The sequence below is a fragment of the Paenibacillus sp. P36 genome, assembly GCF_045866505.1.
GTDB classification, from domain to species: Bacteria; Bacillota; Bacilli; order Paenibacillales; family NBRC-103111; genus Paenibacillus_E; species Paenibacillus_E chondroitinus.
This window is the reverse complement of sequence record NZ_AP038372.1, coordinates 1286578-1302498: the sequence shown is the minus strand read 5'-3', so window position 1 is coordinate 1302498 and position 15921 is coordinate 1286578. Positions and strand designations below refer to the sequence as shown.

At 48.1% G+C, this 15921-nt stretch carries 15 protein-coding genes and 1 rRNA gene; 1 reads left to right on the top strand and 15 read right to left on the bottom strand.

What is annotated here, in order from left to right:
- Positions 1 to 162 precede the first annotated feature (162 nt).
- A 16S ribosomal RNA gene (locus ACKTT9_RS05950) occupies positions 163 to 1698 on the bottom strand.
- A gap of 360 nt (positions 1699 to 2058) precedes the next feature.
- Positions 2059 to 2928: a nucleotidyltransferase-like protein gene (locus tag ACKTT9_RS05945; protein WP_157323842.1), complete on the bottom strand. Its 870-nt coding sequence runs from the start codon at positions 2926 to 2928 to the stop codon at positions 2059 to 2061.
- Positions 2929 to 3051: 123 nt separating this feature from the next.
- On the opposite strand from ACKTT9_RS05945, the gene ACKTT9_RS05940 reads away from it, so the two are divergent.
- A complete protein-coding gene (locus ACKTT9_RS05940; RefSeq protein WP_127458251.1) occupies positions 3052 to 3456 on the top strand; it encodes a YgzB family protein in 405 nt (134 codons plus the stop codon).
- Positions 3457 to 3506: 50 nt separating this feature from the next.
- On the opposite strand, the gene ACKTT9_RS05935 is transcribed toward ACKTT9_RS05940, so the two are convergent.
- The 13 genes from ACKTT9_RS05935 to ACKTT9_RS05875 form a co-directional block, all read right to left on the bottom strand.
- Positions 3507 to 5219: a glycosyl hydrolase family 18 protein gene (locus ACKTT9_RS05935; RefSeq protein WP_407870867.1), complete on the bottom strand. Its 1713-nt coding sequence runs from the start codon at positions 5217 to 5219 to the stop codon at positions 3507 to 3509.
- A gap of 125 nt (positions 5220 to 5344) precedes the next feature.
- Positions 5345 to 5779, bottom strand: coding sequence for a peroxide-responsive transcriptional repressor PerR (gene perR, locus ACKTT9_RS05930; protein ID WP_127458252.1), 435 nt, complete (start codon positions 5777 to 5779; stop codon positions 5345 to 5347).
- A 99-nt stretch (positions 5780 to 5878) separates the two neighbouring features.
- Positions 5879 to 6463: a hypothetical protein gene (locus tag ACKTT9_RS05925; protein ID WP_407870866.1), complete on the bottom strand. Its 585-nt coding sequence runs from the start codon at positions 6461 to 6463 to the stop codon at positions 5879 to 5881.
- 23 nt (positions 6464 to 6486) lie between these two features.
- A complete protein-coding gene (locus tag ACKTT9_RS05920) occupies positions 6487 to 6795 on the bottom strand; it encodes a hypothetical protein (protein ID WP_326062550.1) in 309 nt (102 codons plus the stop codon).
- Positions 6746 to 7348 (bottom strand): RNA polymerase sigma factor, encoded by a 603-nt coding sequence (locus tag ACKTT9_RS05915; protein ID WP_127458255.1) that lies wholly within the window; start codon positions 7346 to 7348, stop codon positions 6746 to 6748. Before ACKTT9_RS05915 ends, ACKTT9_RS05920 begins: the two co-directional genes overlap by 50 nt.
- A gap of 63 nt (positions 7349 to 7411) precedes the next feature.
- Positions 7412 to 8119 (bottom strand): MgtC/SapB family protein, encoded by a 708-nt coding sequence (locus ACKTT9_RS05910; RefSeq protein WP_127458256.1) that lies wholly within the window; start codon positions 8117 to 8119, stop codon positions 7412 to 7414.
- Positions 8120 to 8134: 15 nt separating this feature from the next.
- Positions 8135 to 8623 (bottom strand): GNAT family N-acetyltransferase, encoded by a 489-nt coding sequence (locus tag ACKTT9_RS05905; protein ID WP_407870865.1) that lies wholly within the window; start codon positions 8621 to 8623, stop codon positions 8135 to 8137.
- Positions 8624 to 8680: 57 nt separating this feature from the next.
- Positions 8681 to 10132, bottom strand: coding sequence for an Asp-tRNA(Asn)/Glu-tRNA(Gln) amidotransferase subunit GatB (gatB, locus tag ACKTT9_RS05900; protein WP_407872974.1), 1452 nt, complete (start codon positions 10130 to 10132; stop codon positions 8681 to 8683).
- A 32-nt stretch (positions 10133 to 10164) separates the two neighbouring features.
- Positions 10165 to 11622: an Asp-tRNA(Asn)/Glu-tRNA(Gln) amidotransferase subunit GatA gene (gatA, locus tag ACKTT9_RS05895; protein WP_407870864.1), complete on the bottom strand. Its 1458-nt coding sequence runs from the start codon at positions 11620 to 11622 to the stop codon at positions 10165 to 10167.
- A gap of 28 nt (positions 11623 to 11650) precedes the next feature.
- Complete coding sequence (gene gatC, locus ACKTT9_RS05890; RefSeq protein WP_127458260.1) at positions 11651 to 11938, bottom strand: Asp-tRNA(Asn)/Glu-tRNA(Gln) amidotransferase subunit GatC; 288 nt, start codon at positions 11936 to 11938, stop codon at positions 11651 to 11653.
- A 157-nt stretch (positions 11939 to 12095) separates the two neighbouring features.
- Positions 12096 to 13385 (bottom strand): TolC family protein, encoded by a 1290-nt coding sequence (locus ACKTT9_RS05885; protein WP_407870863.1) that lies wholly within the window; start codon positions 13383 to 13385, stop codon positions 12096 to 12098.
- Positions 13386 to 13410: 25 nt separating this feature from the next.
- Positions 13411 to 14619 (bottom strand): ABC transporter permease, encoded by a 1209-nt coding sequence (locus ACKTT9_RS05880; RefSeq protein ID WP_407870862.1) that lies wholly within the window; start codon positions 14617 to 14619, stop codon positions 13411 to 13413.
- An 8-nt stretch (positions 14620 to 14627) separates the two neighbouring features.
- Positions 14628 to 15902 (bottom strand): HlyD family secretion protein, encoded by a 1275-nt coding sequence (locus ACKTT9_RS05875; protein ID WP_407870861.1) that lies wholly within the window; start codon positions 15900 to 15902, stop codon positions 14628 to 14630.
- Positions 15903 to 15921 lie beyond the last annotated feature (19 nt).

The following is a 15921-nucleotide window of genomic DNA, read 5'->3' as shown; positions in this document are numbered from 1 at the left end:
GTTATCTAGTTTTCAAGGAACAATGTTGCAACCATTACATGCGCAAAGCGATGTTGGTTGTCAACTATTTTGAAAGGATTAACCTTTCAAAACTGAACACGAGTGAGTAAACGTTGTGTGCTTGCGCACTTGACTGGTCTTATCAAGACCGAGTCTCCATAGAAAGGAGGTGATCCAGCCGCACCTTCCGATACGGCTACCTTGTTACGACTTCACCCCAATCATCTACCCCACCTTCGGCGGCTGGCTCCCTTGCGGGTTACCCCACCGACTTCGGGTGTTGTAAACTCTCGTGGTGTGACGGGCGGTGTGTACAAGACCCGGGAACGTATTCACCGCGGCATGCTGATCCGCGATTACTAGCAATTCCGACTTCATGCAGGCGAGTTGCAGCCTGCAATCCGAACTGAGATCGGCTTATAAGGATTGGCTCCACCTCGCGGCTTCGCTTCCCGTTGTACCGACCATTGTAGTACGTGTGTAGCCCAGGTCATAAGGGGCATGATGATTTGACGTCATCCCCACCTTCCTCCGGTTTGTCACCGGCAGTCATCTTAGAGTGCCCACCCGAAGTGCTGGCAACTAAGATCAAGGGTTGCGCTCGTTGCGGGACTTAACCCAACATCTCACGACACGAGCTGACGACAACCATGCACCACCTGTCTCCAATGCTCCGAAGAGGGCACCTATCTCTAGGTGTTACATCGGGATGTCAAGACCTGGTAAGGTTCTTCGCGTTGCTTCGAATTAAACCACATACTCCACTGCTTGTGCGGGTCCCCGTCAATTCCTTTGAGTTTCACTCTTGCGAGCGTACTCCCCAGGCGGCATACTTACTGTGTTAACTTCGGCACCGAGGAATCGAATCCCCAACACCTAGTATGCATCGTTTACGGCGTGGACTACCAGGGTATCTAATCCTGTTTGCTCCCCACGCTTTCGCGCCTCAGCGTCAGTTATAGGCCAGAAAGTCGCCTTCGCCACTGGTGTTCCTCCACATCTCTACGCATTTCACCGCTACACGTGGAATTCCACTTTCCTCTCCTACACTCAAGTTAACCAGTTTTGGATGCGAACCGGGGTTGAGCCCCGGGCTTAAACACCCAACTTAATTAACCGCCTGCGCGCGCTTTACGCCCAATAATTCCGGACAACGCTTGCCCCCTACGTATTACCGCGGCTGCTGGCACGTAGTTAGCCGGGGCTTTCTTCTCCTATACCGTCACACAAAGCGCAGTTACTCGCCTTGCTGTTCGTCTAGGGCAACAGAGCTTTACGATCCGAAAACCTTCATCACTCACGCGGCGTTGCTCCGTCAGACTTGCGTCCATTGCGGAAGATTCCCTACTGCTGCCTCCCGTAGGAGTCTGGGCCGTGTCTCAGTCCCAGTGTGGCCGTTCACCCTCTCAGGTCGGCTACGCATCGTCGCCTTGGTGAGCCGTTACCTCACCAACTAGCTAATGCGCCGCAGGCCCATCTATAAGCCACAGATTGCTCCGTGTTTCATGATTCTCTCATGCGAGAAAACCAGTTATCCGGTCTTAGCTATCGTTTCCGATAGTTATCCCAGTCTTATAGGCAGGTTGCCTACGTGTTACTCACCCGTCCGCCGCTAAGCACCGAAGTGCTCCGCTCGACTTGCATGTATTAGGCACGCCGCCAGCGTTCGTCCTGAGCCAGGATCAAACTCTCCATAATAGAAAAGCTGAATAGCTCATTGACTTGCTAGCGAGATTTTACAATCTCATTTATAGTCGATTACTCGACTGTGCTCACTCACTCGTTGTTCAGTTTTCAAAGATCAATTTCTTTCTTTTTCTTCGTCGTCCGTTTAGCGGCGACTTTTATAATATATCACATTCGGGCTATTCGATGCAAGCTTTTTTTATTTTTCTTTTTTCTTGCTTTGCTTGCAGCCTTGTACCGCTTTAGCTTTTCGTGTGAGCCGTTTTTAGCGGCGAGAGTTAATTTATCATAGAAACGCATTTAAAGTCAAGCAATAAATTAAAAATAAAAAAAGAACCAGATAACCATCTGATTCTCCTTGGATTTTACCGATTATACGCTCGTATATCGCAGCTCAATCTCTGAAGTTTCCTCATCGATGAGAACAGCAACTTCTTTGATCAAACCTTTTTTGACGAGCTTATTCAGCAATAAAGGAAGTTCTGTTTTAATTTCAATTAATTGACCATGCTGTTGAAGTTCATCTGAGCTGAACGCCTTATCATTTTCTCTGAGGATTTGGATAAACGCCTCGCAGCATCTCTCCATTTTTGACATAACCGAAAATTCACAGGCCAACAAAACGAGCTGAACCCGCTGCTTCAATGTCTCTTTGCTCATTGTCAATTCCTCATAAAGTTTGTACACCCCTGGATTTATTGCACGAATCTGCCTCCATACCGTAATTTCCGGGTGGTAGCCATCCTCAATGATGACAATACGAGCCCAATGATGCAGGGCTTCCAAAATATTATTATAAGCATCAAGCAAGTGCTCATCTAGGATATATTCCTTGCTCTGAAGATATTTACGCAGAAAAAGAGAGAACTCGACAAGCAATTTATGTTCACGCAGGTCAGCCGGAAATTCAAGTATGCGATGGCGCAGTCCTTCTAAATACGTATTCTGATCCAGAAGTATCTCCCCTTTTAGCAGCCAATGAAGGATATTTCGGTTGTGACCTTGGCGTACCCATTGTTCAATGGAGGAGGGATCTACCCACCTTTCTTGTATCCGAGAATCGTCTCTTATATAATTAGTAGTATGATTGTTCAGGCTCAGGTCGTTCGTTACGATAAGCAGAAGTATATCAAAGCCATCTGTAAGTGAGGGAAGTTGCTTAGGATTATCAACCGCCATGACACTAATGATCCGACTGTCATTTCGGAACTTAAGCAAAAACTGCTCTTTATCAATTCCCATGGGTGTCCAAAGCTCCTGTCTCCAATTGTTTATATCTTATTTCTACAATGCAAGAGGAGTTTCCTGCTGAATTCTGTGACAAATCATACAAAACTGATAGCTAAATTATGGGGGGAACAACACGTGCGCTTCAGATCAAGTAAAGTTAATGAATTTCGCTTGTGGGGTCTTGCTTTAACAATGGGCGGCATGCTGCTAATGATTATAGGTTTAGCGGGGGTCGTCTTTGACTGGGGAAAAGCAGGCCGAATAGTTGCTGTCATCTTCATGATCATCGGGATGGTCTCCATGCTGGTCAGTATGGGTATCTACTTCTGGGCCGGCATGCTTTCTACTTCGGCAATTGCGCTTGACTGCCCGGAGTGCGGAAGAAGAACTAAAATGCTAGGAAAAACAGACCGCTGCATGTTCTGTAAAACAATTCTCACCGTTGATCCTCAGTACCAGTCTACTGCTGAGAATGAAACTGCGGCAGCGCAAGCAATCCCGCTTGAGCCAAACAGAGATCATGAGCACAAGCCTCATTGATGCTCCAAAATAACAAAAAGCCGATCCCTTGTATAGGGGATCGGCTTTTCTTATGGTGATGCAGGAACCAAACCATCCTGGATGACTTTCCACATCGGTGACTGCTCAAAGCCTCTTCTCCACGTGGCCACTCCAGCCAGATCATACTTCTTGACGAGATCAAGCCGTGACTTCATCGAGGTTTCGTCTTCCAACCAGATGCGAATGAGCTTCTCGCCGTCTTTGTACTCCACATAATTCTGGCCAGTATCCGGCAAATAGGTCGGCGTTAGTTTTTTATCTTTTATAATAGCTGCGGCAGCTTCCATGGTTAATGTTTTGGAAGTGGCCGTTAACTTGCCATTTTTCATTTCTTCCGTCCATTGACGTGTATAAAAAGGCACGCCTAAGACCAACTTAGAAGGTGGAACCTTATCCACATTGAGTATCTGTTTTACGGAGCTTTCCGTCCAAGGCAAAGAGGATACGGAGCCGGATTTGGGACTGGTCGCCCAATACTCGTCATAGGCCATTACCATCATATAATCAACTACCTCGGCGAGCGCAGTCCGGTCGTAAAACATCGACCACATCTCATTGGTTGATTTGGGCGTTACATCAATGGACACTGCCAAACCTTGTTCATGCATAAAAGGAGTCATTTCACGGACAAATTGGACGAGGTTTTCTTTATCTTTGAGATACACATTTTCGAAATCAATGTTGAAGCCCTGAAGTTTGTACGTTTGAGCAAAGCCTAGCAATTGTTTAATGATTTTCATTCGGCTATCGTAGGTCGATAGGGCTTTATTCGTCACATCAGGATCAAAGCCGTTGCTGAATAGCGCCCAAACCTGATAATTTCGGGTTTGCGCCCATTTGACATAAGAGGCATCGGCCAGGTTCTTCAAGCGCCCTTCGCCATCCGAGATCGAGAACCAAGTCGGACTAACAACCTGCAGACCAGGCATATCACCTATCTTGGTTGTATCGGGATTTTTGCTAATGACATGTTCCCATGTCAGGTTTAACTTACCCGCAGGCGGCTTCCATGGCACGTAAGAGGATGTATCTTCCTGAACGGGAATGGTTTCATCATGATCAATCTGAATGTCCGTTTTACGCACATATCCAATCGGTCCGCTTGCCTGCTGAACGCGATACCATTCTTCCTCTTCCCCGAGCAGTATGACCTGCTCTCCTCCGGCAATACTTGATACGATAGGTGCTTTAATCGAGGCAAAAGTGCGCAGCTGCGCGGCTTCAGCGACCGTGCGTTTTCCCCATTTGAGGGTTTCGCCTTTTTTAAATAAAAGAACGGCGCCCGTCTGATCTGACTCTCTGATTTCAAAAGGGTACAGTTGGCGCAGCGGCTCTATCGGCACATAGATGTCGCTCCCTTTCTTCTCTACGGGAAAAGACAATGTGATCGGTTTCTCGTTCATCAACGCTGAAAGTTCCGTTGTCTTCAAACGCAGTACTTTATCTTTGGTTGTGATGATCACGGAATCGCTGCTTTTTTCATATAGAATAGAAGGGTCGATCCACTCTTGAATGAGCTCCAACGGAAGCTTCAGCCCCTCTTTTTCACCAATTGCGCTTAACTTATAATAATTCCCTTGATAAAAGATCGGCTTGCTTAATTCGTGATATTCGGTTTCGACTTTCGTACGATTCGGAGCGAACTGCTGCCATAGAAATGAAGCCGCACCTGCGGCGAACATCCCGATAATAAGTGAACTGATCAGTAGGATTTTCTTCGACGATCTTCTGCGCTGCTGCAAGATTTCACTTCCTTATATGCGATATAAAAAGAAAAAAACGCTCTCTTACCCTCTCCATCAACAAGAAGGTATGATCACGTTTCATTATACAACATAGGAACAGGTAATGAGGAATTCTGCGAAAGTTAATGCTTAGTAACCCCTGTGCAATCCGGGCAGACGCCATAAACCTCTAACCGGTAGCCGCCAACCTGAAAGCCTGTTTGCCCGGCAGCAGTTGTCTCAATATCATGAAGAGGCGGGTATTCAAAGTCTGCAATCTTGCCGCAAACTTCGCAAACCGCATGGTAATGGTCTGTCATATCCGCATCAAAGCGACTCGAGCTATCTCCATAAGTCAGTTCCCGAACGAGTCCCGATTCAATAAAAACTTTAAGATTATTGTAAACAGTCGCTACGCTCATGTTAGGAAATTTGGATTCTAAGGACTTATAAATATCATCTGCTGTCGGATGCGTCATGGAGTCCAGCAAATAGGATAAAATCGCATGACGCTGAGGCGTCATTCGAACACCTGTTGTTTTCAATTTAGCTAATGCTTGTTCTAATTGTGCTGCCATGTTACACACCACCCGCTGTTAGTCAATAAAACCTTACATAATATTGTACGTGTGGTCATTCCCTTTTGTCAATGATGGTTATGCGGTTTAGCCAACTTGTCAGTGCTTATTTTTACGGGAATCAATCACATACAGAGCTAAACCTCCAAGAACGAGGGCAATCGAACCTACATAAGAGCCCATGAAGTCGAAGAGTCCCGTAACCCACCGCGGCTTATTGCTGAGAAGGAAAAAGAGTACGCCGGCAACGACAAGCAGTACGCCCATGTTAGTGCCTTTGATCAGCTTCTGTAAAGGATCTTGAAACTCATGGTCATAGGAACCTGCAAACTCGCCAAGTTCATTGCGCCGGTTCACATAATCCGTAATTTGAAGCGCATCAAAAAGATTGTAGAAGTAGATCACAGGGATGAACAAGGCAAAAAGGGTAACGGCGGGAACGCTTGTATTATGCTGAGAAGCTAACGATGTAATGATGAAAATATCAAGGATCAGCAGCATCATCAGGAATACGCCGCGCTGCATGAGACCCAAGTAGAAATGCCCAGTACCTGGGAAGATAGAAGATAACACACCTGCAACCCATTTGCGCTTCCTGGGAATCGGATAATAAGGTGCATAGTTTGGATAAGAGGAGTCGGTTGAATACGGGGGAATATGCGAGCCGTCTTTGGGTATAGCCATGTAAAAGGCCTCCGTTCTTCTGGTCATAATAACTCAGATAAATGTTGGATATACGAAGTAATTTGAATAATGCCTACATCGATGTTCATGATTTTATGAATAATTCCGAGCTGAAACAGGAGAATGGTTGCTGCGGTTGCAACAAGACCGTTGACCCATGCTTTTCGCCGGTATGCCTGCCAATTGGATTGCGGCACCGTGATCTCGTCAGCTTGGACAGCGCGCATGATGCGATCCGTCAACAAGGGGCTTGGTTCGTTAAGCGGCATCTCATCTAGCAGCTTATTTAGGTACTGCGTGAGCCGGATGTCTTCTTGTTGCTTGGGATTCATGCGGATTCACCTCCAACCATTTTTCTTTGAGCATCGCTTTTCCCCGGTATAATCTCGTTTCGAGCGTTTTGACTGGCAACCCGGTCGCCTCGGACATCTCCTGGTAAGAAAGCTGCTTATAATGATACAGATACATAATAAGCCTGTACTTGTCCGGAAGTTCGGACAACAGCCCTTGCATCTGCTCCTGCTCATCCTTGAGCAGAGCCCTTTCTTCCGGTTGTTCCTTGCTGTCCGAGAACCAGCCCTTCATTTTATCAAGCAAAGCTTCATAGGGCTTACGCTTCTGTGAACGCCGATAATCGGTTACGATATTTGTCGTCATGCGATAGAGCCAAGTCGTAAACTTCGACTCTCCGCGAAAATGCGATAAGGTTCGAAACAGCTTGACGAATACGTCCTGGGTCAAGTCTTCGGCAGTTTCCTTATGTCCAACCATGCGGTATACAAGTGTGTAAATATAACTTTTGTGTCGTTCTACCAGCACACGATAAGCATCGGAATGACCTTGACGGACCCGGTCGATCAGCTGCTCATCCGTCAAATTGTCCATGCCTTGCCTCCCCCTTCCGTAACTCGTCTTATAACCTTAGACGCTCTCCGTGGGAGAACCCCTTCAACTTTTTCCTTTTTCCATCGTTACGCCACTGACGCCTTCTATCTGATTAATTCCTTCAAGCACGGAGACGATGATAGACGGCTTAGGTATTGTAACATGAAACGTTATCTGAACCTGATTCGGCTTGTCCTCGTTTTCTTGTTCTTCCAATGTAATTTTGCGAATATCAACTTTCTGTTTCCCTAAAAGGGTAGTAATCACGCCGAGCGTTCCCGGTTGATCAATAGCCTGAATTTTGAGAATGCGAACTTTTTTCCCGTTAAAAAATTTTTGCTCTACTTTGTTCAAAATCCATAAGGATATTAACACCATAAAGCAAGCCAAGACAGCTGGATAGTAAAAGCCCGCCCCTACGGCAAGACCAATCCCAGCCACTACCCAGAGGGAGGCGGCCGTCGTAAGCCCTGTAATGGACCTTCCGTTAAAAATAATCGTTCCAGCCCCCAAGAACCCGATACCGCTGATGACCTGCGCCGCCAAACGCGACGGATCTAAGCGAACGTTCACCTCATTCACAAAAGCGCTGAATCCATACATGGAAAGCAGCATGACTAAAGCGGAGCCTACACAGACCAAAATATGCGTGCGAAGCCCTGCAGCATGGGAGCTAACCTCCCGCTCAAAGCCGATTAAGCCGCCAAGAAATAGCGCCAAGACTAACCGTATGGTGATATGAACTTGATCAATAACCCATGGATTGCTCACGATGTGATCGCCTCCCTATTTTTCCCTGATGAGCCCTGGTCGCTCAAAGGTCGTTAGTGATACGCCCGGAGGAACTGTGAATACCCGCTTCACTGTAAAACCAAAACTTTGATAAAGCTGGGTAGCCGGCAGGTTTGCCGTACCTGTTGAGACAATAAAAAGCTGCACACCATTATTTTCTTGTTTCTGTAGTATATGTTCCAAAAGCGCTCTAGCAATACCGCGCCTAAAAAAATGAGGATGAACCATCATCCGGCAGATCGTGACGACACAACCTTCCCGGGAGTAGGAAATCGCGCCAACCAACTTACGTTCGTTCTCTTCCTGCACGTAATAGCCATAGAACGTCTCCTCAGCCTCGCGTATAGACTGAATGCCGTCCTTAAGCGGAGGAATGTCTTCGAAGCCAATCAACTCAGCTTCAACGCGATAGGAGGCGATTTGAAGCGCTAACAGATGCAGGATTTCCTCATTCGTATGCAGTGGAAGAGATTCAATAGACATGCGGAAGCCTCCTTCAAATAAAAAAGTGGTGTCCATAAGGATCACCACTTTACTGTATCATTTGCTGTTCAGGCACTCCAGAATTAATTTGTTAACCAGTCCTGGATTTGCTTTGCCTTTGGTTTCTTTCATGACTTGGCCGACCAAGAAGCCGACGGCTTTCTCTTTACCCGCTTTGAAATCGGCAACCGATTGCGGGCTATTGTTTACAACCTGCTCGACAACAGCTTTGATCGCGCCTTCGTCACTGATTTGAACGAGTCCTTGCTCTTCCACAATCTTCTGTGGTTCTTTACCGGATTCGATCATTTCTTTAAAGACCGTTTTGGCGATCTTGTTGGAGATGGTGCCTTTTTCGATCAGGCCGATCATTTCACCTAGACCCTTGCCCGTCACTTTGACATCCGCAAGTTCAAGATTGTTCGCATTCAAATAACCGAGCAGATCGCCCATAATCCAGTTGGAAACTGCTTTGGCATCCTGCGTATAGTTAAGGCTCTCCTCAAAGAAGTTAGCCAGCTTCATAGAAGACGTGATGACTTCCGCATCGTAGTTCGGCAAGCCAAACTGGCTGCTGTACCTAGCTTTGCGAGCATCCGGCAGCTCAGGGATCGTAGCTTTGACGGCTGCTTTCCAAGCATCATCGATATAAAGGCTCACGAGATCCGGATCCGGGAAGTAGCGGTAGTCATGCGCATCTTCTTTGCCGCGCATCGAAAGCGTCTTGCCCTGCCCGTCATCCCAGCGACGTGTTTCCTGCTCGACTTCACCGCCGCTGCGTAGAATGTCCGCTTGACGATATTCCTCGTACTCCAGTCCTTTCAGGACGCCACGGAACGAGTTCATGTTCTTCAGCTCGGCTCTCGTGCCGAACTTCTCCTGTCCGAATGGACGCAAGGAGATGTTCGCGTCACAGCGCATCGAGCCTTCCTCCATTTTCACGTCGGACACGTCGCAGTAGATCATGATGGCTCTTAGTTTCTCAAGGTAAGCGCGAGCTTCCTCCGGTGAGCGCAGATCAGGCTCCGAAACGATTTCGATGAGCGGCGTTCCGGCACGGTTCAAGTCAACGAGCGAGGCATATCCGCCATCCACGTGCGTCAGCTTGCCCGCATCTTCCTCCAAATGCACACGCGTCACGCCAATGCGTTTGGTCTCGCCATTCACTTCAATATCGACCCAACCGTTCAAACCGATCGGCTGATCGTATTGCGAGGTTTGGTACGCATCGGGAGAATCCGGGTAAAAATAGTTTTTACGGTCAAATTTGCTGTGCGTGGAAATGGTGCAATTCAGCGCCATTGCCGCTTTCATCGCATATTCCACTGCTTGGCGGTTCAGCACGGGCAATACGCCCGGGTGTCCTAAACAAACAGGACATGTATTCGTATTCGGAGGTGCACCGAATGAGGTTGCACATCCGCAAAATATTTTGGATGCGGTATGAAGCTCTACGTGAACCTCGAGACCGACGACCGTTTCAAATTGGGTATCTGTTGCCGACAAAATAAATGCCTCCTTCGTTACTCATGAACTATGAACTACAATTGCGGGCGCTGCTTATGGTGATCTGTATGCTGCTCAAAAGCGTGAGCTACACGCAATAGAGTAGCTTCATCCAGCGCTTTGCCGATGACTTGCAAGCCAACCGGAAGTTCATTCACGAATCCGCAAGGTACGCTAATCGCAGGAATACCCGCCAAGCTGACCGGAATGGTCATGATATCGTTCAGATACATCGTGAGCGGATCGTTGCTTTGCTCGCCAATTTTGAAGGCAGGCGTCGGCGCCGTCGGCCCGATGATGATATCGTATTTCTCAAACACTTGATCAAAATCTTGTTTGATCAATGTGCGAACTTGTTGTGCTTTCAGATAGTAAGCATCATAGTAACCCGAACTTAAGGCATAAGTTCCAAGCATGATCCGGCGTTTAACCTCAGGGCCAAAGCCTTCGCTGCGGGAGAGATGATACAAGTCAAGCAGATTGTTGGCGTTGTCGGAACGGACGCCATAACGAATCCCGTCAAAACGCGCAAGGTTCGACGAGGCTTCAGAAGAAGCCAGCAGATAGTAGGTCGCAACCGCATATTCGGAATGCGGCAGGGATACTTCTTCCCATACGGCGCCTAAGCCTTCAAGTACTTTAAGTGCTTCAAGCACTTTCTCTTTCACGGCAGGGTCAATCCCGTTGCCCATGTATTCTTTCGGTACACCGATGCGCAGACCTTTGACATCTCCGGTCAGTGCGCTGAGGTAGTCAGGGATGTCCACTTTCGCAGAAGTGGAGTCCTTCGCATCATAACCTGCGATAGCTTGCAGCAGGTAGGCGGAGTCTTCGACGTTCTTCGTCAGCGGCCCGATCTGGTCGAGCGAAGACGCGAACGCGACAAGACCATAGCGGGACACAAGGCCGTACGTCGGCTTCAGTCCGACGATACCGCAGTAAGCAGCCGGCTGGCGAATCGAGCCGCCGGTGTCGGAGCCCAGCGAGAAATACACCTCGCCTGCAGCTACGGCAGCAGCAGAGCCACCGCTGGAGCCCCCAGGCACATAATCCGTGTTCCACGGATTATGGGTTGGGTGGTAGGCGGAATTCTCGTTGGAACCGCCCATCGCGAACTCATCCATGTTCAGCTTGCCGATGGTAACCGTCTGCGCCTCTTTCAGCTTGCTGACAACGGTCGCATCATAGATCGGATTGTAGTTCGACAAGAACTTACTAGCACAGGTCGTTCTCAGACCTTCGGTGACCATATTATCTTTGATCCCGATGGGAAGGCCGAATAAATCGCTACGCGCTTGACCGCTTGCGAGCTGCTCGTCCAATTTGGCCGCAGCTTGTCTTGCATTCTCTTCATCCAATGTAAGGAAAGCGCGAACTTTGCTTTCCACTTGCCCAATTCTTGTATAGGATTGATCCACGAGATCGGCAACGGTAATCTCTTTGCCTTGAAGCTTCGCGTGAATTTGTTGTAGGTTTAGATCAAACAAAGACAACGACAGGCACTCCCTTTCATATGGTTCTCTATTCTAAAACAGCCGGAACTTTAAATTGCCCGTCTTCTTGATCGGGAGCATTCGCCATGACCTTCTCAATCGGCAGCGACGGCGTAACAACATCTTCCCGCATCACATTCACTAACGGCATAGCATGGCTCGTCGGAGCTATACCTTCGGTATTCAACCCGTTCAACTGCTCCGCATATTTTAAAATGGCATTAAGCTGTCCGGTAAATAGTTCTTTCTCATTCTCGCTTAAATCGAGTCTAGCCAACTTCGCGACATGATCGACATCTTTTCTGGTAATGCTCAAGTTCTCTACACCCCTTTGAATCAGCATTTAGTCATTCTTTTCATTATATCCCAGATAATTTGTGAACTCAATCCAGAAAAAACCACAGTCCCTATGCAGATCAAGTTCCGAAGAACCTCTGCGACTAAAGGAGTGTGGTTAGTTTGGGCAATTGATTTTATTGGATAAATCCTGTGTCCATGGCCTTCGCTTTTTCATTTAGTACGTAATACTTCAGTTTGGCTGCGGCTAGTAGTGTTTCATTTTGATCTACTTTTATCTGAAACTTGTTCAAATCATGCTTGGAGATAACACCTGCCTCATAGCGGAACTTCATTTTTTTCATATCCGCTTGAACGTCAGTCAGATTCCGCTGATCCGTAAGGACTGCGGCATACGCATTTTTGGCATCGTTATAGGTAGATTGGATTTTTTTGGTCAGGTCGAGTTGCATTTGCTCATTCTTCTGACCATTGATCGCCACATTGACACCTAAATACGTTTCACCGTAAGTGTTCTGGGTCACCGTATGATCCGTTTCCCACACAGCTTCATCGATGTTATTAGCGGAAGATTTCATTTGATAAGAAGATTTCAATAAAGTCATCGTGTCCGTTTCTGCAATAGGCTGAACCGAAATACGTTCGATATCTTGGAGGATTAAATTTGGATCATAGGAAATTCCAATGTCCGTCGAAAGCTGCACAAGGCCCAGACGATAATTGTTCAACAAGATAGCGGTATCGTCCTTCTGTTTATTAATGGCTTTCTGCGCTGTCAGCACATCCTCCGAGGAGGCCAAACCTTGCTGTGAGAGCAGCGTTGCGCGCAGCAGCTCTTTCTCCATCACACCTTCGTATTCCTGCATAAAAGCGAGCTGTTTCTTTTGGCCAAGCAGCTGCACGTATTGCGCGATGGTCTGCAGGCGAATACCGGCTTTGGCTTCATCGGTTTGGAGCAGCGAGTTGCGCTGATCCGTTCCTAACTGATGCGCAGCTGTGTTCATTTGCGCCCGTTGAGCGGAAATGATCGCATTCATACCCCCGGCGAGAGCGCCCATGCCCTGCATTATTTGGTTCATCGCATTATTTTGCATCACGGTCCAAGCAATATCGGCAGGTTCTGTGAGATTCGGCAACATCGGATTCCCCGTATTGGTAACCTCCTCAGGTGTGCTAGGCAAGTGACCTGGCGCAAAAGACGCCGAGCTCATGTTATCCATTTGCTGCTCAAGATCGGACTTTTTGCTGCCTTGGGCGGCATATTTAAGCGCTAGCAGAGAGAGGTTATGGGAATCTTTCAGCGCTTTATCCAACACATAGTCCAAATTAACGGAGGATACGGTCTCCAAAACGTCCTCGTTCACATAAACATTTTGATCGGGATCTAGTAATGAATCCGCGTAAACATACGCTGAGCTGGAAAGGAGTAACAGAGCTGCTGAGAGACTTATGAGCGTTTTTTTCAAAAAAATCGCTTCCTTCCTTGGGTAGTTAAGCAGTGAGTTTGGAGCTTGGCGGCAGCGCAGGTTGATTAACGGACGTTTTCTTCTTGGAAAATACAACAAATCGCGTTAACAGCATGGCGATGAAATAGGTCAAAGCTCCGGTTAGAATCAGTGCAACGCAATCATGCGAAATAACGGAAAAATCGTTCCCCTTCACGAATACGTTGCGCACGCCGTCCAAGAAATACGTAAGTGGCAGCATGTGACCGAACACCTGCAGAGCTTTTGGCATTGCCTCGAACGGCCACGTGAAACCTGAAAGCATAAAGGATGGCACAGCAATAAGCATCGCCGTTTGTGTAGCCCCAAGTTGATTGCCGGAAAACAAACTGATGAGATAGCCGATCCCGCTGACTGCAAAGGTAAAACTAAGAATAATAGCCAAACCTACAAGCAAGCTTCCGCCCATTGGAGCGCCAAAAGCATACAAAGCAATGACGAAGGTGACGGATGTATTAAAAAGATTAATTAAGAAATACGGAGCTGTCTTCGCATACGCAATGCGCCATGGATTTCTTTTCCAAGCCTCAAAACGCTGCCATGTACCCGCATCTTTCTCCCTGGTAATCGTTAGGGCAATACCGAGAAATAACACTTGCTGCAAAATAGCCCCGACAAGACCGTAGAGCATAAAATCGCTATAGTTAAATGTTGAGTTATACATAATCCGATACCGGTAAGGAATCGGTGATAGAGTGTTCATGACCTGCTCGTTTTGGAGTCCCTGCTGCAGCTGAAGCTTTTTCTGAGAGTATCCCATGCTGAATGTCGTGATCACTTCGTTCGCGCCTTTGGTCGCCGAATTCGAAATCATCATGTTGCTGCCGTCGATTAGCGTGAGAATTGGCAGCGTTTCGCCATGTTTCAGCTTCGCCTCAAAATTCGAAGGAATAACTAATCCTACTTTCGCTTCCCCCGTCTCCAGTGCACGCTTGACGTCCTCTTCCGAGTGATATTCCTTCGTAATCTCAAACGATTCACTCTGCTCAAAAGCTTGAATGACCTGACGGCTGAGCGGACTTTGGTCCTCATCTATCACGACTGTCGCCATTTCCGTAACTTTGTGATGGACATAAATCGATCCGAAAAGCACGGTATACATGACCGGAACGAAGAACAAGATCAGAAAAAGACGCCGGTCCTTCAGAATGTGCATCCATTCTTCCGTTATCAGCTTGCCAATCCGAAGATCCATCTCTTTCATCATCCTTCCGTTTTACCATTCCACTGCAAGGTCATGCCAGTTGTGGCTGTGTCCGGCAAGGTGCTCAGCTCGATTTTGATCCCAAAGGAGCGGATATCCGTCTCACCTGAGGTTTGTGTTGCTTTTTTGATGGCAAAATCAGGCGCTGCCGCCACAGATATAACGGTACCTACAACATTCTCGCCCGTCGATAACATGGTCATGCTGATTTTGTTTCCCGCCTTGAGTCCTGTAATCGCCGTCTCCGGCAAGTAAAACTTAGCCCAGCGCTGCTCCGTAGACTCCATCGAAAAAACAGGAAAGCCAGAGCCAACAATCTCGCCAACTTGGGCGGATTGATACAAGACTACACCATCCGTCGGAGCAAGCAGCTCGGTATAGCTCAAATAGGTCTCGGCTTCCAGCTGCGCGGCTTGAGCTTGCTGCTCGCCGGACTGCGCGGATTTGACCGCGCCTTGGGCTTGCTGCACGGCGGCTTCTGCCGCTGCGACATCGCCTTGTCGCACCTGCACCGTCCCGCGGTTAGCTTCAGCGAGCTTCAAGGATGCTTGCGCCTGCTCCAGCAAAGCTTCCGCTCCGCGAATCTCTTCCTCCCGCGGGCCTTGGTTCGCCATGTTCAGCTGCTGCTGAGCCAAATCTCGCTTGGTTTTCGCTTCCTCGAAGCTGACCTTCACTTTGTCTACGTCCGCTTGCGAGACAAGTCCTTGCTCCAGCATCGCAGTCATCCGATTCAAATTCTGCTCGGCAATCGTGTACACTTCCGAAGCCGCTTGGAATTGAATCTCGGCCTGCTTCTTCTCCTCAGGGCGCGCGCCGTTCTTCAGCGCATCCACCTTCGCTTGGGCAGCGTTAACCGCAGCCTGGGCTTGTGCGACCTGCTGCTCAGCCGTGTCCGCTGTTACGTTCACGCCCGCGATGCCCTGCTGCTTCTTCGCTACCGCGGTAGCCGTTGCGCCTTGCGCTTCGGCAATTTTGCCTTGCGCCAGCGCGACGGCCGCTTTGGCCTGTGCGACCTTCGCTTCGATCTCAGCGCTCTGCAGACGGGCGAGCACCTGCCCTTTTTTCACCGCTTCCCCTTCCTTCACAAGGACCTCAGTGACTCTGCCGCCTACTTTAAAACTGGCGCTCACTTCGTTTGTTTCTATATAAGCTGTAGGATGTACTTGATTCACAGCATCCGTTTGACTCCTAGCTGATTTCGCCGTTAGCAGAAAGGCACTTGTGCCGATAACAACCGCCATCACGGAATAAACCATTGGTCGAATAAAACGCATAAAAAAATCCCTCCACCAA

Bases quoted from the DNA above. Each gene is read 5' to 3' on its own strand.
- ACKTT9_RS05945 (WP_157323842.1), bottom strand. From the start codon at position 2,928: ATGGGAATTGATAAAGAGCAGTTTTTGCTTAAGTTCCGAAATGACAGT.
- perR (WP_127458252.1), bottom strand. From the start codon at position 5,779: ATGGCAGCACAATTAGAACAAGCATTAGCTAAATTGAAAACAACAGGT.
- ACKTT9_RS05925 (WP_407870866.1), bottom strand. From the start codon at position 6,463: ATGGCTATACCCAAAGACGGCTCGCATATTCCCCCGTATTCAACCGAC.
- ACKTT9_RS05920 (WP_326062550.1), bottom strand. From the start codon at position 6,795: ATGAATCCCAAGCAACAAGAAGACATCCGGCTCACGCAGTACCTAAAT.
- ACKTT9_RS05915 (WP_127458255.1), bottom strand. From the start codon at position 7,348: ATGGACAATTTGACGGATGAGCAGCTGATCGACCGGGTCCGTCAAGGT.
- ACKTT9_RS05905 (WP_407870865.1), bottom strand. From the start codon at position 8,623: ATGTCTATTGAATCTCTTCCACTGCATACGAATGAGGAAATCCTGCAT.
- ACKTT9_RS05880 (WP_407870862.1), bottom strand. From the start codon at position 14,619: ATGGATCTTCGGATTGGCAAGCTGATAACGGAAGAATGGATGCACATT.
- ACKTT9_RS05875 (WP_407870861.1), bottom strand. From the start codon at position 15,902: ATGCGTTTTATTCGACCAATGGTTTATTCCGTGATGGCGGTTGTTATC.